The organism is Plantactinospora sp. CNZ321 (assembly GCF_004217235.1).
Genome location: NZ_SHKQ01000001.1, coordinates 6595066 through 6612653, shown reverse-complemented (window position 1 = coordinate 6612653; position 17588 = coordinate 6595066). Strand labels below are relative to the sequence as shown.

Here is a 17588-nt window from a genome sequence, read left to right as displayed (position 1 = left end):
TGCATCACGGCACCGGGATGAGAAAGCCGGGCCCGTTCGGGTCGAGCCGTACCCAGCAGTTGACGGCATCGCCACACACGGGGCATCTTCCGAACCGATCGGGGCTGTGTGAGTCGGCCAGCAGATAGCTGTTGACGAGGATGTCGGCCGACGTGTACGGCGGTGGATCCGCAGCCCGGTCGGTCCAGGCGATGAAACGATTGTGCAGCCAGCCGGCCGGAACGTGTCGCAGATCCTCGGCGGCGTTGACGAGATGATGGGCGAGGTAGTACCGGAGTGAGACGGTACTGCCTGCGAACTCCGCTCGTAGCTGTCGCCTTCGGACCGCACAGGGCCAGTCGTCGCCGCATCCGGTACAGGTCCACAGGGGAGCGGTGGGGTCGTGGTCCCACATTTCCGTTTCCCCCGCTTGGGTCGTCAGAGGTTCGGCTGCCATGCGATCGATGCTTTACTAGAGCGCGAAATAATGCAATATTACGTCTTGGCTGAACGATTTCCCTCTAGCGATCTGTAATTGCGGGTATCACGGAGAGTGCTCAGTGGACGTTACACATCGAGTGAAAGGTTCGCTCGAAACGTAATAACCGAGAGGGGGAGTGAAGTGCAGGCAGGGGTGGACTCCACCGTTCCTCGCAGGGCGCTCGGGCGGCATCTACGCCAGCTCCGAGAGGAGGCCCGGCTCACCATCAAGACAGTGTCCGAGGCGCTGGAGTGGTCGATGCCGAAGATCTGGCGGATCGAGAGCGGGGCGACCAGCATGCGCTCGCTGGACGTCGAGGCGATGTGCCGGATATACGGTGCGTCACCAGAAATGACCAAGGCCCTGACCGGGCTGGCGAAGGAAACCAGGGCACGCGGCTGGTGGCACTCCTACGGCGACACCATCCCCGGATGGTTCGAGCCGTACACCGGGCTGGAGGCGGCGGCCAGCCATCTCCGGATGTACGAGCCACGGTTCGTCCCAGGGCTGCTACAGACACCGGCGTACGCCTCGGAGGTCGTCCGGATCGTCAATCCTGAACTCGGGCCGGTCGAGCGCGAGCGGGCGGTCGGGGTCGAGCTGGCCCGGCAGGAGATCCTCAACGGGCGGCGGCGGCATGCGCCGCAGCTCGACGTGGTCCTCGACGAGGCGGTGCTGCGCCGGGTCGCGGGCAGCGGGCAGATGATGGGCGAACAGCTACGGCACCTCGTGGCCGTCAGCCAGCAGCCGAACATCTCGATCCGGGTACTGTCGTTCTCGGCCGGGCTCTACCGGGCCGAGCGCGCCAACGGCGGCTTCGCCATCCTGGAGTTCCCGAAGGACGGACTCGGGCGCCGCATCGAGCCGTCGATCGTCTACAGCGGCGGCCTCACCGGCGCGCTCTATCTGGAGAAGCCGCACGAGGTGGACAGTCACGCCGCCGTCTGGCGTGACTTCGAGGAGATCAGCCTCACCGAGGAGCTGTCCCGGAAGCTGATCACGACGGTGGCGGAGGAATACGGCGGCTGACGCTCCTACGGCGACCGGATCACCATCGCGCAGCCGGTAGCCTGCCGTACGTCGTCGGTGTGGGGAGACATCGACGACGGGCAGGCCGGCGATGGAAGTGCCGGACCGAGTCGTCGGACGCTGTTCGGTAGCCCGCCGTTGCCCGGGACCGGGTCGGTGGGGGTGGAGTGCGGTTGCCCGCCTCCACCCTCCGCGTCCGCACCCGAGGTGGACCGACGATCCCGGGCCGCGACGCGGGTCAGGCCCAGGCCCGGTCGAGTGCCGACGCCAGCCGGTTGACCCACTGCTGTGCGGTGCCGCCGACGCCGGGGTACTCGTCGACGAAGTTAATCCAGTCCACCTTCCAGCCGAGCACCGTCTCGGCGGTGAAGGTGTCGGCTTCGGCGCCGAGCTCGGGTCGCATGAGCGTACGGACGAGGGCCGGGTCGACGGTGGTGTGTTCGGCGAGGAGCACGGCGTCGTACAGGTCCTTGCCCTGCGGGTACATGTCGGTGGCCAGCCACAGCAGCTTCCACGCCAGGGACAGCTCGGCGGACGCGGCGCGCACCGGCTCGTCGACGCCGGGCAGCATCAGCGCCTCGGGTGCGAGGGGGAGCCGCTCACCGAACACGATGTCGAGCTGCACGTGGCCCTCCGGCGCCTCCGGCGGGTGGAACGGGATCGCCAACCGCCGCCCGTCCGCGCGTTCGTACGTCCAGATGGCCGTCTCGGTGATCTGGTCCGCCCGCAGCCCGGCGTCGTCCTCGGGGATGCGCCGGACGGCGGCCTTCAGGTCGTCCAGCAGCGCGCCGGCGTCCGCGCTGTCGCTGGTGACGGTGTGCGGGGTGACGACGAAGTCGAGGTCGCCCGGCTCCCACGCCGCGCCGCCGACCCAGGCCGCCATCGTGACACTGCCGCGCAGCACCAGATGCTCGGCTCCCCAGCGCGTGGCGGCGATCGCCGTCAGGATGCGGTTCATCGCGGCGTGCCGGGCGCCGCACCAGCGTTCACCGGTGGCCGCGACCAGGAAGGTGGGTTCACCGGCGCGGTAGGCGTGCCGGTACTGCTTCAGCGCCGGGTCGAACGCCGCCCGCTGCCGGACGGCCGGTTCGGCGGGCAGCGGCCGGTAGGTCGGCGGATAGTTCGGGGAACCGGCCGGTGCGATCCTCATCCTGTCCTCGTGTCTCTTCGCCTGGTCGCTCGTGTGCCGGTCGTGAACGTCGGTCAGCCAGCCCTGGTCGTGCGACAGCTGGTCGTCGAAGACGACGTACTCCTGCTCGACCGCCACGATCTCGTGTCCGGCCGACCGGAGGGCCTCGACGAGTGCGTCGAGCCGTTGCCCGGCGGTGTCGAGCCCGACCCCGTGGCAGCGCTGGGTCACGAACCTCTCCTGCGCGCCGTCGGCCCGCTCCCGGCGGGCGTTGCGGGACAGCCGGGCGCCGTGCGGCGTGACGACGTCGGTGACGGCCAGCAGCTCCGCGACCGTCGTGCCGGGCAGCAGCAGTTTGACGTGGTGCTCGAAGTACCGCCCCGCCGGCTCGCCCGCCGCTTCCCGATCGGAGCGCGGCACGCCGACGCACCACGGTGCAGCCTCGATCTTGGCACGGCACGGGTGCACCCCCGCCGCGCGCAGTTCGTCCTGCCAACGCCGGACCGTGGCGTGCTGCTCGGCCAGGCTGCCCCGGCCGGTCAGGGTGAGCATCGGCTGCGAGGCGTACGCGCCGCGGTCGAGCACGATGTGCAGGTACTTCACCCCGTGCTGCGCCGCGAACGCCGCCAGCTTCCCGGCCTGCTCGGCATGGACCGTAACGTGGATCTCGAAGTCCCCCGACACCTCGGACATCGGCGTAGCGTACGAGACCGGCACGCCGACCCGTCATCCACCGTCAGCCGGGTAGGGCGATCCAGGTGGCACGGGCGCGGGCCAGCTCCGCGCCGTCCGACGCGTACAGGGTGGTGTGCACCAGGGCCTTGCGGCCCTCGGCGGAGGCGAGGGCGCCGCGTACCACACACTGCTGGCCGGGGGCGGGCAGCCGGTCGACGCGCACGGCGATCCGGCCCAGCACGTACGGCCGGCCGGCGGCGATCACCGCCCAGCCGCCGGGGCAGTCCAACGCGGCCCAGACGGTCGGGGTCGAGACGTCGTCCGGGACGGTCCACGGTGCGGCGGTGCTGCCGTCGGCGAGCCGCCCGGGGAAGATGCCCAACCCGTCGGACCGGTCCGGGCCGCAGACGTAGCAGGTCGGAAAGGGATGGTCGGCGAATCCGGCGTACCATTTGGCGGCCTCGACCGCGTCCGCCCACCCGATCGGCGGGACCACGGTGTCGACCTCGGCGTTCGCGGCGACCTCGGCCACGACGGCGTCGTCGGCGGTGCGGACCTGACAGTCGAGCACCGACAGCGGGGTGTCCAGCGGCGGCGGCATCCGGAGCGTCACCTCGGCGGTCTCGCCGTGTGCGAAGAGGCCGGCGGAGTAGCCGCCGTTGCCGGAGCCGGGCGGCCCGTTGAACCGGGCGGGGATGTACATCGGTAGGCCTTCCGCGAGGTCAGGGCCCGGGTCGCGGGCCGGTGGAGGACCACCCCACCGTACGCGGGACCCGGTGCCGACACCGACGGGCGTCCAGGGGGCACGCCTGCCGACGCGACGGTTCGGCGGGGCGGGTGTGAGAGCGGTACCAGCGGACATGGTGCCCGGCATGCTGATCCGCCCGTACCGACCGGGCGTACCGTGCCCGGCACCGCCGCCCGGCACCGGCCCGAAATGGGTGGGTGCGTCGCCGCCCCGTCGGTAGCCTGGGCCGGTGCCTCCGCAAATCCCGCATCCCGAACCGGGGGTGCCGGACACCCGGGGACCCCTGCGGTACATCTGGTGGCTCGCGCGCCGCCAGCCCCTGCGCGTGCTGCGGGGCAGCTTCTTCGGCACGGCGTGGATGGTCGGGCTCTCGCTGCGGCCGTACCTCGTCTCCCGGGCGATCGACGACGGGCTGCGCACCGGAAACGGTGGTGCCCTGCTGTTCTGGGTCGCCGCGATCGTCGTCGCCGGGCTGGGGCTGGCCCAGCTCGGGATCCAACGGCACCGGACGATGACGTTCATCCGGGAGGACGCGAGCGCCCGCTCCGCCGCCGTACTGCTGCGGCAGCTCTCCCGGATCGGCGCGGTACTGCCGCGCAAGCTCGCCGCCGGTGAGGTCGCCACGGTCGGCGGCTCCGACATCGGGCACACCTCGTACGTGTTGACGCTGACCGGCCCGGGCGTCGGCGCGGTCGTGGCGTACGCGGTCGTCGCGGTGATCCTCTGGTCGATCTCGCCACTGCTCGCCCTCTGCGTGCTGCTGGGCGTGCCGGCGGTCGCCGTCCTGATCGGGCCGCTGCTGCGCCGGCTGGACCGGGCCGAGTCCGTCTACCGCCAGCGGCAGGGCGTCCTCACCACCCGGGCCGGGGACATCGTCGCCGGGCTGCGGGTGCTTGCCGGGGTCGGTGGCCGGGACCTGTTCGCCCACAGGTACGCGGCCCGGTCGCAGGAGCTGAAGGACGAGGGCTACCGGGTCGGTGCCGTCGGCAGCTGGATCGAGGCGCTGACCGCCGCGATCCCGGCCGGGTTCCTCGCCGCCGTGATCTGGCTGGCGGCCCGGATGGCCGTCGACGGCGACATCACGATCGGGCAGCTAGTCGCCGTCTACGGGTACGTCGCGGTGCTTATCGTCCCGGTGTGGTTCCTGATGCAGGGGAGCTACCACCTGATCCGGGGTCGGGTCGCGGCCCGCCGGATCATCGCGCTGCTCCGGCTGACTCCGGACGACGTCACCGGTTCGGGTCCGGACGGTGTCATCGGTTCGGGTCCGGACGGTGTCATCGGTTCGGGTCCGGACGGCGTCACCGGTTCGGGGCCGGTCCGTGTCGGTGGCTCCAGCCGGGACGGCGGCGATGGCGCCGGGCAGCGGCCGGGCCCGGCCGGCCCCGCCGAGCTGCACGATCCGGCCACCGGGCTGACGGTACCGGCCGGGCGGCTGATCGGGGTGGCCGCCGCCGACCCGGCCGAGGCGATCGCCCTGGCCGACCGGCTCGGGCGGTACGTCCCCAGCGGGGTGACCTGGGGCGGGGTGCCGCTGACCGCGATCGGGCTACCCGAGGTGCGGGCCCGGATCCTGGTCGCCGACCACGACGCCTACCTCTTCGCCGGGACACTGCGGGAGATCCTGCACGCTGGACGGCGGCACACCGACGCCGAGCTGCGGGCCGGCCTGCGGGTCGCCTCGGCGGACGACGTCGTGGACGCCCTGCCCGAGGCGCTGGACACCCCGATCGACACCCGGGCCCGCCGGCTCTCCGGCGGTCAGCGGCAGCGGGTACGCCTGGCCCGGGCGCTGCTGGTCGAGCCGGAGGTGCTGATCCTGGTCGACCCGACGTCGGCGGTGGACGCGCACACCGAGGCGCGGATCGCGCAGCGGCTCCGGACCGCCCGGGCCGGTCGCAGCACGGTCCTGCTCGCCACCTCGCCGCTGCTGCTCGGGCACGCCGAGCTGGTGGCGCACCTGCGCGACGGGCGGATCGTCGACCTCGGCAGCCATGCCGAGCTGCTCGACCGCGACCCGGGCTACCGGGCGCTGGTCTCCCGGGACGGCGAGCCGGTCCCGGCCGGCGGGTCCGTCGACGGCGAGGGGGCGCTGCGGTGACCGGACTGCCGGTGGCGGACCCGGCCACCGTGCGCCGGGCGGCACGGGAGCTGATCGACCGGGATCGGCGGGCGGTCGCCGTCATCCTGGTGTTGCACGTCGGGGCGACCGTCGCCGGGCTGGCCGCCCCCTGGCTGCTCGGGATCATCGTCGACCAGGTGGTGGCCGGGGCCGGCACCGGCACCATCGACCGGCTGGCGCTGGCGATCGTCGGCTGCGTACTGGTGCAGACCGTGCTCTCCCGCTACGCCCAGTACGCCGGGCACCGGTTCGGGGAGCGCGCGGTGGCCCGGCTGCGCGAGGAGTTCGTCCGGCGGACGCTGGCGCTGCCGGTCTCGGTCGTCGAGCGGGCCGGCACCGGAGACCTCGCCACCCGCAGCTCGGTCGACGTCGCCACGGTCGGAGTCACGGTCCGCCAGGTGGTACCGGTGGTGGCGATCGCCTCGGCGCAACTGATCCTGCTGTTCGGGGCGATATTCCTGCTGCATCCGGTGCTCGGCGTCGCCGCGCTGGCCGGGCTGCCGTCGATCGTCGCGGTGACCCGCTGGTATCTGCGGCGGGCCTCCACGGCGTACCTCGCCGAGGGCGCCGCCTCGGCGGAGCTGACCGAGACCCTGACCACCACCGCCGAGGGGTCCCGGACCGTCGAGGCGCTCCGGCTCGCCGACGAACGGGTCGCGCACGGCCGGGCCCGGATCGGGCAGGTCTGGGCGACCCGGCGGCGCACCCTCGGGCTGCGCTCGGTCTTCTATCCGGTGGTGGAGTCGAGCTATCCGTTGCCGATCGCGGCGGTGCTGCTGGTCGGCGGCCTCGGCATCGACGGTGGACTGGTCACCCTCGGCGAGGTGGTCGCCGCCGCGCTCTACCTGCAACAGGCGATCGGCCCGATGGACCAGATCCTGCAATGGATGGAGCAGGCCCAGCGCGGCCTCGCCTCGTTCGCCCGGGTGCTCGGCGTCGGTCAGGTGCCGCCGGAGCCGCGCGGGCGTGGCACCGCCCCGTCCGGGCAGCAGATCGAGGTCCGGGGTGTGCGGTTCGGTTACGCCGACGGCCCCGAGGTGCTGCACGGCATCGACCTGGCGATCCGGCCCGGCGAACGGCTGGCCGTCGTCGGTCCCTCCGGAGCCGGAAAGTCGACCCTGGCCCGGCTGCTGGCCGGGATCGACCGCCCCCGGCACGGCGAGGTCAGCCTGGGCGGCTGCCCGGTCACCGACCTCGACCCGGCCGGGCGGCGCCGCCGGATCGCCCTGGTCACCCAGGAGCACCACGTCTTCCTCGGCTCGCTGCGGGACAACCTGGCGTTCGCCGCCCCGGACGCCACCGACGCGCAGATGCGCGCCGCGCTGGTCGCGGTCGGCGCGGACTGGTACGCCGACCTCCCCGACGGCCTGGACACCGAACTCGGGGACGGGGCCCGGGAGTTGAGTCCCGCCGACGCGCAGCAGCTCGCGCTCGCCCGGCTGGTCCTGGCCGATCCGCACACGCTGATCCTCGACGAGGCGACGGCCGCGCTCGATCCGACCACGGCCCGGCGTACCGAGCGGGCGTTGGCAGCGGTGCTGGCCGGGCGTACGGTGATCGCGATCGCGCACCGGCTGAACACCGCGCACGACGCCGACCGGGTGGCGGTGATGGCGGACGGCCGGATCACCGAGCTGGGCAGCCACGACGAGCTGCTCCGGGCCGACGGCGCGTACGCCGCCCTCTGGCGCTCCTGGCACGGCTAGTTGCTCACCCTCCGCCCGGAGCGTGCTGAGCGGGCCGAGGCGTGGGTCGGCGAGCTCGGCCTCCGGCACGTCCAGCCGGAACGGGCGCAGTGTCACGCGCGCTCCTAAGAGGTCGGGGTATCGGACCGGTCGTGTCGGGTGGCCGACCACCGCTGGCTAAGCTTGACGACCATGCCCGAGGGTCACACCATCCACCGGCTGGCCGCCCGGCACCGGGAGCTGTTCGGTGGAGAGAAGGTGCTGGCCAGCAGCCCACAGGGGCGGTTCGCCGAGGGTGCCGCACTGATCTCCGGGACGGTACTCGACGCCACCGAGGCGTACGGCAAGCATCTGCTGCACCACTACGACGGTGGGCAGACGCTGCACGTACATCTCGGGCTCTACGGCAGGTTCACCGACGGCGAGGGTGAGCCGCCGGCGCCGGTCGGCCAGATCCGGTTGCGGCTGCACACCGACCTGCACTGGCTGGACCTGCGCGGCCCGGCCGCCTGCGAGCTGCTCGCCCCGCCCGAGGTCGACGCGCTGCGCGCCAGGCTCGGCGCCGACCCGCTGCGCGCCGACGCCGACCCGGACGCCCCGTACGCCCGGATCCGGCGCAGCCCGACCCCGCTCTTCGCGCTGCTGCTCGACCAGTCGATCGTGGCGGGCACCGGGTTGATCTTCGTCACCGAGGCGCTGTTCCGGGCCGGCCTGCCACCCACCACTCCCGGGCGGGAGCTCAGCCCGGAGGGCTGGCGGAGGATCTGGGCCGACCTGGTGGAGCTGATGACGGCGGCCGTCGCGACCGGCCGGATCGACACCGTGCGCCCCGAGCATCTGCCGGAGGCGATGGGCCGGCCGCCCCGGGTCGACCGGCACGGCGGCGAGGTGTACGTCTACCGCCGCGCCGGGCTGCCCTGCCATCTCTGCGGCACCGTGATCCTCCGGGCCGACCAGGCCGGCCGCAACTCGTACTGGTGCCCGCGCTGCCAGCGGGCGCCGCGCCGCTCCCGGACCATCAGGGCGTGACGCGGCGGATGGTCAGGTAGCCGGCCCCGGCGAAGAGTGCGGCCAGCAACGCCGGCCAGCCGACGAACCAGGCAGCCATCGGCTGCCCGGCCAGCCAGCCTCCGATGCCGGACCAGAGGTCCAGCCAGGTGATCAGCGCGGCGAGCCCGGCCAGCCCGAGCAGGGTGGCGGTGCTCAGCAGCCACATCCCGGTCAGCCCGAACCGCTTGTAGAAGACCGCGACGAAGATGCCGAGGAAGCCGAGCACGATGAACGGCATCGTGTAGATCGCGATCTGGAGCAGCGGGTTCAGGTCGTCGATGAAGTTCAGCCCGAAGAACCGCAGCCGGATTCCCCAGCCGTCGGTGGCGTCCTCGATCAGTTGGCAGCAGAAGAGCAGCAGGCCGAAGAGGACGGACTGGACCAGGAGAAAGAGCGCGGAGGCCAGGTAGAAGGTCCGCCGGATCACGCTCAGCGCCATGCTGAACGGCAGGAGCTGGGTGATCCAGTGGATGCAGGTGACGAAGACGACGATGTAGATCGAGATGAGCGCACCGGTCGTCGGATTGTCCTCCCGGTCGGCGATCAACAGGAAGAGGGCGTAGTTCACGGCGAAGATCATCAGGAGCAGCAGCCAGGGCCAGCCGAGGGTGTTCTGCCAGCCGACCAGTTGCACCCGGGTCACGGTCAGCACGCGGTTCATCGGGTTTCCTCCCCCTTCCGGGTACCGGCGACGCCGTCGCCGGACCGGGCGTGTGCGGTGGTGAGCCGGATGACGATGTCCTGGAGCGAGACCGCTTCCAGGTCCAGCCCGAGCGCCTTCGCCTGGGCGCGCTCGGCGGTGTCGAAGGTGCCGCGCAGGGTCACCCGGGCGTACCGGCCGAGGGTCTCGCGGTGCAGCTCCTCGTTGCGCGCGGCCAGCTCGTCGACGGCGGTGGCGGGCCCGGCGACGGTGACCACCTGGCCGCGCAGCGCCTCGGCGGCAGTGTCCAGCAGCATCCGGCCCTGGTCCAGCAGCAGCACGTGTTCGAGCAGTTCGCCGACCTCGTCGATGAGGTGGGTGGAGAGGATCACGGTCCGGGGGTGCTCGGCGTAGTCGGTGAGCAGGTGGTCGTAGAAGAGGTGCCGGGCGACGGCGTCCAGACCGAGGTACGGCTCGTCGAAGAGGGTCAGCGGGGCACGGGAGGCGAGCCCGATGACGATGCCGAGCATCGAGTGCATGCCCCGGGACAGCTTCCGGACCTGCCGACCCAGCGGCAGCCGGAAGTCCGCCAGCAGGGCCTGCGCGAAGTCCTCGTCCCAGCCGGGAAATAGCAGCCGCGCCGCTTCCAGCGCGTGCCGCACCTTGAAGTACTGCGGATACGTCTGGCTCTCCTTGATGAAGCAGACCCGGGACATCACCGCCTCGTTCTCGTACGGCGACTTTCCACCGATGTCCAGCCGGCCCGAGCTGGCCAGCAGCTGCCCGGTCATGATCTGCATCAGGGTGGTCTTGCCGGCCCCGTTCCGGCCGAGCAGGCCGTGGATCCGGTTCTCCTCCAGGGTGAAGCTGACGTCGTCGAGCGCGGTGACGTCGCGGTACCGCTTGGTGACCCGCTCGGCCCGCACCGCCGTGGTCATCGGTCCTGCTCCCATCGGTCGATCATCCGTTTCAGTTCGTCGGCGTCGATGCCGAGCTTGTTCGCCTCGGCGAGCAGTGGGTGCAGGAACTGCTGGGCGAACTCCTCGCGGCGGCGGTCCCGCAGTCTCGCGCGGGCGCCGGTGGCGACGAACATGCCGATACCTCGCTTCTTGTAGAGAATTCCGTCGTCCACCAACTGGTTGACGCCCTTGCCGGCGGTCGCCGGGTTGATCCGGTGGAAGGCGGCCAGCTCGTTCGTCGAGGGCACCTGACCCTCCTCGGCGAGGGTGCCGTCGATGATCGAGTTTTCGATCAGCTCAGCGATCTGGAGAAAGATCGGACGCCCGTCCTCCATCAGCCGGACCCGCCCGCCCACCGCCCGGGTCCAAGGGGCGGAGCGGCCGGGTTCGGCTTCGTTGGTTCATTACTCATGTAACTAACCATCCAACCAGCGCCCCGCACTGTCAAGGTCGGGGAAGCGACTCGCGGGGTCGTCCCGGCCACACCGCCGGGTGCTGCCGGGCTACAAGAGCGCTGCTGGGTGCCCGCCACATTCGAACCGGGCGCGGCGATGAAGATTGGAGGTGCGTGCCACCGGGTCGGGCCCGGGAGTCGACGTCGAAGAGACCTCCCGGGCCTGGCGGCGGGCGGTCAGTGCCGGTCCGGTGGGCGTACGGTCACCGAGCCGAAGATGACCCTGGAGTGCACCTCCAGCACCGGGGCGCCGGGCGAGGTGGCGCCACGCAGCTTGGACTCCTTGCTGCCGAAGATCGCCGTACCGCTGAGCCGCACCTCCACTCCCTCCGGTACGAAGATCGTGACCGACCCGAAGATCGCGGTCGCCTCGACCGTGACGACCGGGTGCGGCAGCGTGGTGTCCTGCAACTCGATGTGGCAGTCGCCGAAGACGGAACGCGCCTCCAGTCGGGCCGGGACGGGCCAGCGCCCCTTGCGGGACTCGTTGCCGAAGATGGCGACCAGGCGTTCCTGAGCCGGCCCGGCGACGGCGGACCCGGGTCGGCGGGCCGGCAACGGCGCGGCCGTCGAGTCGGTCGGCAGGTCGTCGGTGAGCCGGGCGAGTTCGCCCCGGGTCTTCGCGACGTGCGCGGCGGTGGCGCGGTCGGCGTACTCGTCCAGGGTCAGCCGGCCCTCGGCGGCCGCCGTCCCGAGCAGCTCGACGACCTGCTCGCGCTCGCGGTCGGAGACCCGGATCCGGTCGGCGTCGTCCTGCGATTCGCGCTCCACGGTGGCACAGCCTAGCGGGCGGCACCGGAAGGCGGGGCAGCCCGAAGCGTCGGCGTCTCCTCGGCTGGCAAAGGGACCGTTCGAGTTGTGGTCTCCGGCAACCAGTGGAGTGGTGGCATTCGGCGCCGGGGATATCAGGAGAGCGACGCAATAATCACGTCTAGTGACCTCCGACCGATCGCCAGCCAGTCCATCCAATTGATTACCCAAGCGATCCAATATGTTACTGAGAGTGGCTTCAAGGCTATCGGGCTGACGAGATTCACGACCAGGATGATCAAGGCGGCGGCCACGGCGGGTAACCTACCCTAGGCATCCGTTGTGGTTTCAGCCGGGATGCCATGTCTCTGGCGAAATTGGCAGCTTGCCTCTTACTTATTCTGATCCGTCAATGTTTTTGGGTATTGTTGACGTGTTGTCGCGCAAGGGACAACCCGTAGGTTCTCTCGGTTGGTGGGGGTGCCGCTGGTGCGGACGGTAGAGTGTTGGTTACCGGAATGATCGAGCAGGGTCGCTCACATTGATCAATCCGTGACCCCGGGTGCGACCTGTCGGAGGATTACGGAGATCGCCGATGCAGGATCAACTCGTTCTGGCCGTTGCCACCGCCTTGGCGACCAAGGGAAGCGAAGCGCTGATCACGGGCGGCGGTGGTGCCCTGGGACGGCTCTACCGGTTGTTGCGAGATCGATTCCGTTCCAGCGGAGTCGGAACGTCGGGTCTGGACGCGGCGACAGATGATCCGGGCGAGGTCGACCGGGTCGAACTTGCCGAAAAGATCGGCCGGCTCATGGCCGCGGATCCCGATCTCCGCACTCGGGTGGAAGCGTTGTGGCGGGGCGCCGCAGCCGAGCTGGCGATGCAGTCCGGCGGGGTGATCAACCAGTTCAGCGGTGTTGCCGACCGGGTGCTGCAGGCCCGGGACATCGGAGGCGACGCCTCACTCTGAGTATCTGTACGCCGATCTGCGGAGGCGCCGGTGCGACAGCGGTCCGACGGAGACCCGCGAACCAACGACGTCGCGACACCCGGTTCGGGAACGTCCAACGTCATGTCGGGAACGGTCAGTGGACCGAGCCTGCAGGTCGGCTCCGTTGCCGGCAACGTGCACATTCATGCGTCAGAAGAAAACGTACCCCCAATTCCGCGTCAGCTCCCGGTTTCGACCCCGAACTTCGTCGGCAGGAAGCGGGAGATGGCCGAACTTGATGAAATTCTGGGCGGTGATGTCCCTGGGCTCGCGGTCCTCAGTGGTCCCGGCGGTGTCGGCAAGACGGCATTGGCCGTGCGCTGGGCAGAAAAGGCGCGGAACAGCTTTCCTGACGGACAACTCCATGTCGATCTGAACGGGTTCGGTGAGGGTGAGCCGGTCGATCCGAGCGAAGCCCTGGGCGAACTTCTCCGGGCGCTGGGCAGCCCGCCGGAGCGGGTCCCGGTGACGCTCGCCGAGCGGCGGTCGCTGTACCGGTCGGCGACCGCCCGGCGGGCCGTCCTGGTACTCCTGGACAGCGCGCGCTCGACTGCCCAGGTCCGGGCACTGCTACCCGCCGGGCGCTCGAAGGTACTGGTGACCAGCCGGGCCCGCCTGGTCGGGCTGGTCGCCGACGGCGGTCGACTCATCGAGCTGAGTCCGCTTCGCCCGGCGGAGTCCGTTCTGCTCCTGTCCCGGGCGGCCGGGCCGGATCGGATCGACCGGGAGCCGGCCGAGGCGGCTCGACTTGCCGAGATCTGTGCCGGACTGCCGATAGCCCTCTGCGTCGCCGCCGCGCGACTGGCCGCTCGGCCACGCCTGTCCGTGCGCCGGATGACGCTGGACCTTGCCTCCGAGACGCACCGGTTACGTCAGCTGTCCTCCGTGGACGGACTCTCGGTGCAGGCGATCTTCGACATCTCCTACCGATCCCTGCCGGTCGAGGCTGCTGCGGTCTACCGGCGGATGGCATTGCATCCGGGCCCGGAGTTCGGCATCGGTGCCGTTGCGGCGGTGCTGCCGGTACCCGCCCTGGGAGACACCAGCCCGGAGGATGCCGCCGAACCGCCCAACAGACCGGGCGGGCCCGACGATCCGGGTCCCGAGCGGTCCGACGGATCCGCCTGCCGGGACGAGCCCGAGGGACCTGCCGGGGCGGACCTGGTCGAGGCGTTGTTGGCAGCGAGCCTGCTGGAAGAGGTCGCCGAGGACCGTTTCCGCTACCACGACCTGATGCGGCTGCACGCGCGGCAGAAGGCAGAGACGGACGAGCCGGAGCCGGAACGCCGAATCGTGCTCCGCAGGCTGCTCGAGTGGTACCTCGCCGCCGCGGCTCGGGCCGACCTGGTACTGACCCCCTACCGTCGCCGGCTCCCGTACGACTTCGTCGGGAGCCCCGCCGAGCTGCCCCGGTTTCCGGACCGGCGGTCGGCGCTGGCGTGGCTGGACCGGGAACGGGCCAACCTCTTCACGGCGGGACGCACGGCCCTGCGGTGCGGCTACGCCAGGCTGGCCTGGCAGCTCTCCGACGTGGTGTGGCCACTCCTGCTGTACCGGAAGCACTATGTCGACCGCTTGGAGGTCGACCGGTGCGGTGTCGAGGCCGCCCGTTCCTGCGGCGACCCCTGGGCCGAGGCGGTGATGCTCGAGCGGTTGGGGCGGCTGCTGCGCAAGTTCGGTGACCACGAGGCCGCGCAGCGGCACCTCCGGGATGCCATCGAGCGCTACCGGGAGGCTGGTGACCTCCGGGGCTGCCTCGATGCCGAGGCCGGCCTGGCCACCCTTTACCGCGAGTCGGGCAGGCCGGCGGAAGCGGTGGAACTCCTCGTCCGGCTGGTCCGGGACAACCGGGCCTTCGGCAACGACCGGAGCATCGGGCTCACCTTGATCAACCTGGGAACCCTGCTCGCCGAGGTGGGCAGGCCCGACGAGGCGATCGGATTTCTGCGCGAGGCGGAGTGCATCTTCGCCGAGCTGACCTCGGTCGACCCGTACAACGGCGCCCGGGTGCTGATCGCCCTGGCCGGCGCGCTGTTCAGTACCGGGGATCTGGCCGGCGCGGATCGGGCCGCGACCGAGGGGGCCCGGCGGATGCGCGAGCTCGGCTCCGAATACGAGTACGCGGAGGCTCTCGGCAAGCTCGGACGGGTCGCGCGGCGGCGGGGGGACTCCACCGCCGCGCGGGAGCACTACCAGCGGGCGCGGGAGATTTTTCTGCGGCTGGATTCGTCACGAGTGGTTGACGTCGACCGGCACCTGTCCGAGTTGGCCGGCAGCCCGGGTGGGAACGGTCCGACGTCGCCGCCGGGACCAGCGGACGGTCCGGGTGTGCAGCCGGAACCCGGCGGTCGCGGCCAGAGCCCGCCCGGCTGAACCGGTCAGGTCGACGCCGAGCGACCAGTGTGTGTAGATCCAGCTGGCGACCTGCTCGACACGTCCCGCCGCGAGTACGTCCGAGTCCCCGTCCCGGTCGCCGCCATGCGGTGCGGTGCGGCGTGACCGGTCGACCGAGACGGTCAGCAGCAGGCCGTCGCGCAGCCCGGCGGCGAGGCGGCGCCCGGACGGGGACGGCCGCCCGTCCCAGGTCTCGACGTGGCCGGCGCCGTCGGGCAGACCGCCGGACGCGGTGCCGACTCCGCCGGGCAGGAACAGGACCAGCGTCAGCCCCGGGTACCGGCCGAAGAGGTACGTGCAGCGGTCCGCGAGGACCTGCCGGTCTGCGACCGCGACCAGTACGTCCGCCAGCCCAGCCTGTCGGGGTGCTACCCCGGACGGGCCCATCCACCCGATCACCGGCTCCGGCGCCCCGTTCACGCCGGGTGCTCCGGGCGGAGCCGGGGCTCCGGTACCGGTGCCGGCCGGCGATGCCGGCCCGGTTCGGGGAGCCGCAGCAGCCGGTACATGGCCTGCCGGAGCAGGGAGTTCGCCCGGCCCGGCCGGGAGGTGAGCCGGGCCGCCACCGCCATCGGGTCGATGGGACGTACCACGCGGAGCTGGTCGAGCAGCGGCCGGTGCGGGTCGAGCCGGTCGGTGCCGGCGATCACCGCCGCCTGGGCCGAGCCTTCGGTCACGGCGGCCAGGCCGGGCGTGAGGTGCAGGATGTTGCGACCCAGCGCCGCCGCGTACGTGGTTACCGAGCCGTGATCGCCGATGACATGATCGGCGGCCACGACCAGGCTGCGCCAGTCGTCCTCCGGGTCGGGCAGGATCAGCCCGGCCTCGCGGCAGCTCCGCAGCCAGGCGCGGACCTGCCGGTGGCCGTGCGCGGACCACACCGCCGGATGCAACAGTGCCGCGACCCGGAACCGTTGCGGAGGGAGCTGGTCCATCACCAGCGGCAGTAGGTCCGGCCAGTTGCCGAAGAGGCCCGTCCGGCCCCAGGTCGAAGTCACCACCACGAACTCCCGGTCGTCGATGCCGAGCGCCCGGCGGTACCGGCTCCGCTCGGGCAGGCTCGCGACGAGCCGGTCGAAGCACGGGTCGCCGGCGACCACCGCCACCGGCACCGCCTCCGGGCACTGCCGTCGCAGGATCTCGAGTTCGTGTTCGGTGGCGAGCGCGATCGAGGACGGCAGTACCTCGCCGTTGCGGGTCAGCCGTTGCGGGTCGAGCCCGTACACCGGTGCCGTTGCCAACGCTGGCCCGCGCTGGCCGGACGGTCGGGTCGGCTTGCCGTGTCCGGCCCCGTGCGCCATCAGCAGCACGGGTGCGTGCAGATCGGCCAGGCCGCCGTACGCGGCGGTGAGCGCGAGGTCGAACCTCTCCCGGATGGCCTGCTGCCAGGGCAGCACGAGCGCGCCGATCTGGTGCAGGCGCCGGGTCACGCCCCGGTTGAACGCGTCCGGCGGGACGGTGAAGACCGTCTGGATCCGGGAATCCTCCTCCAACAACTCGACGGCATCCAGCAGTCGATGACAGCTGACAATGGTGTGTGCGACGATCAACACTTCACGGCAGCCATTTCTGGTAACCCATTGTGGTGCCTCGATTCCAATGGGCACCCGTGACCATTCATGGGTATTCATCTCATCCTCCCCTTCGTCTCGTCGTAGACGATGGGAGAGTCGGTGACAATGTTGCCGGTCGGCTTGCAGGACGGCTTGCAGCCGGCTTGCAGCGTCCACATAGCGGAATGTCGGAAGTTTGACGATGGGAATAGGGCTTGGTCGTCGAAGTGGTCGGGAAGAAACTGATGAAGGGTAAGTCGGTCCGACGGAGGGACGACGCCCGTGGAGTTCGTGATACTCGGCCCCACAGCGTTGCGCGTCGGCGGCCACCTCGTGTCGCTGGGTGCGGCGAAACAACGTGGTCTACTGGCGCTGCTGCTCTATCACAAGGGTTCCCCGGTGTCCGTCGACGTGATCGTCGATCACCTGTGGGGAAACCGGCCGGTCGATGCCTGTCGAGGAAACCTGCACGCCCTGGTCAGCCGCGCTCGTGCCGTGCTGAGGTCGGCCGGTCTGCCGGACGCTCTCGTCCGGATGCCGGGCGAGGCGTACCGGCTCGGCGTCGATCCGGAACTGGTCGACTACCACCGATTCCGTCGCCTGGTCGAGACCGCCCGCGCCGCTGCCGACGAGGGCGATCACGAAAGGTCCGTCGCACTGTTGTGCACGGCGGTCGATCTGTGGCGGGGTCAGCCACTCGCCGATCTTCGAAGCGCCCGATCCGAACACATCCGCCGGGCCATGAGGGAGGGATTTCTTGCGGCGCACAAGCTGCTCGCCGAGAGCCATGGCCGAATTGGCCGTTACGACGCGGTACTCAGTCGGCTTGAACCGCTGCTGTTGACCTACGACGTCGATCAGACCCTGGCACGGTATTGGATCACCGCCCTCTACGCGAGCGGGCGCGAGGATGAGGGCCGGCGGTTCTCGATCGATTTCCGTCAGCGAT

13 protein-coding genes and 1 pseudogene are annotated in these 17588 nt (G+C 71.0%); 7 read left to right on the top strand and 7 right to left on the bottom strand.

The window, feature by feature from the left end:
- The first annotated feature begins 601 nt into the window (after window positions 1-601).
- Window positions 602-1489, top strand: coding sequence for a Scr1 family TA system antitoxin-like transcriptional regulator (locus EV371_RS28635; RefSeq protein WP_130464787.1), 888 nt, complete (start codon window positions 602-604; stop codon window positions 1487-1489).
- 238 nt (window positions 1490-1727) lie between these two features.
- Here EV371_RS28635 and EV371_RS28630 read toward each other — a convergent pair whose 3' ends face one another.
- Together EV371_RS28630 and EV371_RS28625 are read right to left on the bottom strand one after the other, a co-directional pair.
- Window positions 1728-3311: a nucleotidyl transferase AbiEii/AbiGii toxin family protein gene (locus EV371_RS28630; RefSeq protein WP_130464786.1), complete on the bottom strand. Its 1584-nt coding sequence runs from the start codon at window positions 3309-3311 to the stop codon at window positions 1728-1730.
- A gap of 43 nt (window positions 3312-3354) precedes the next feature.
- A complete protein-coding gene (locus EV371_RS28625; RefSeq protein ID WP_130464785.1) occupies window positions 3355-3996 on the bottom strand; it encodes a hotdog family protein in 642 nt (213 codons plus the stop codon).
- Between the two features lie 274 nt (window positions 3997-4270).
- Between EV371_RS28625 and EV371_RS28620 the strand changes: the two genes are divergently transcribed.
- The 3 genes from EV371_RS28620 to EV371_RS28610 all read left to right on the top strand — a co-directional run bounded on the left by EV371_RS28620 (window position 4271) and on the right by EV371_RS28610 (window position 8877).
- Complete coding sequence (locus tag EV371_RS28620) at window positions 4271-6142, top strand: ABC transporter ATP-binding protein (RefSeq protein WP_130464784.1); 1872 nt, start codon at window positions 4271-4273, stop codon at window positions 6140-6142.
- Window positions 6139-7869: an ABC transporter ATP-binding protein gene (locus EV371_RS28615; protein ID WP_130464783.1), complete on the top strand. Its 1731-nt coding sequence runs from the start codon at window positions 6139-6141 to the stop codon at window positions 7867-7869. Before EV371_RS28620 ends, EV371_RS28615 begins: the two co-directional genes overlap by 4 nt.
- Before the next feature lie 171 nt (window positions 7870-8040).
- Window positions 8041-8877 carry a DNA-formamidopyrimidine glycosylase family protein gene (locus EV371_RS28610; RefSeq protein WP_130464782.1) on the top strand — a complete coding sequence of 279 codons (837 nt, stop codon included), beginning with the start codon at window positions 8041-8043 and terminating at the stop codon, window positions 8875-8877.
- Here EV371_RS28610 and EV371_RS28605 read toward each other — a convergent pair.
- From EV371_RS28605 to EV371_RS28590, 4 genes are all read right to left on the bottom strand, one after another.
- Window positions 8867-9559, bottom strand: coding sequence for a hypothetical protein (locus EV371_RS28605; RefSeq protein ID WP_130464781.1), 693 nt, complete (start codon window positions 9557-9559; stop codon window positions 8867-8869). The genes EV371_RS28610 and EV371_RS28605 overlap by 11 nt on opposite strands.
- A complete protein-coding gene (locus EV371_RS28600) occupies window positions 9556-10476 on the bottom strand; it encodes an ATP-binding cassette domain-containing protein (protein WP_130464780.1) in 921 nt (306 codons plus the stop codon). The genes EV371_RS28605 and EV371_RS28600 overlap by 4 nt, the downstream gene beginning before the upstream one ends.
- Window positions 10473-10832 carry a GntR family transcriptional regulator gene (locus tag EV371_RS28595; protein ID WP_130464779.1) on the bottom strand — a complete coding sequence of 120 codons (360 nt, stop codon included), beginning with the start codon at window positions 10830-10832 and terminating at the stop codon, window positions 10473-10475. The genes EV371_RS28600 and EV371_RS28595 overlap by 4 nt, the downstream gene beginning before the upstream one ends.
- Window positions 10833-11128: 296 nt before the next feature.
- On the bottom strand, window positions 11129-11722 hold the full coding sequence (locus EV371_RS28590) for a DUF1707 domain-containing protein (protein WP_130464778.1): 594 nt from the start codon (window positions 11720-11722) through the stop codon (window positions 11129-11131).
- Window positions 11723-12296: 574 nt separating this feature from the next.
- Here EV371_RS28590 and EV371_RS28585 point away from each other — a divergent pair.
- Together EV371_RS28585 and EV371_RS28580 are read left to right on the top strand one after the other, a co-directional pair.
- Window positions 12297-12671, top strand: a complete 375-nt coding sequence (locus EV371_RS28585) for a hypothetical protein (protein ID WP_130464777.1) — start codon at window positions 12297-12299, stop codon at window positions 12669-12671.
- Window positions 12672-12917: 246 nt separating this feature from the next.
- Window positions 12918-15065, top strand: coding sequence for a tetratricopeptide repeat protein (locus EV371_RS28580; protein WP_165436862.1), 2148 nt, complete (start codon window positions 12918-12920; stop codon window positions 15063-15065).
- Between the two features lie 437 nt (window positions 15066-15502).
- On the opposite strand, the gene EV371_RS28575 is transcribed toward EV371_RS28580, so the two are convergent.
- Entirely contained in the window at window positions 15503-16636 is a 1134-nt protein-coding gene (locus EV371_RS28575; RefSeq protein WP_130464775.1) for a hypothetical protein, read from the bottom strand.
- A 537-nt stretch (window positions 16637-17173) separates the two neighbouring features.
- Here EV371_RS28575 and EV371_RS34750 point away from each other — a divergent pair.
- Window positions 17174-17578 (top strand): annotated as a pseudogene (locus EV371_RS34750) (AfsR/SARP family transcriptional regulator); the annotation flags it as partial.
- Window positions 17579-17588: the final 10 nt, after the last annotated feature.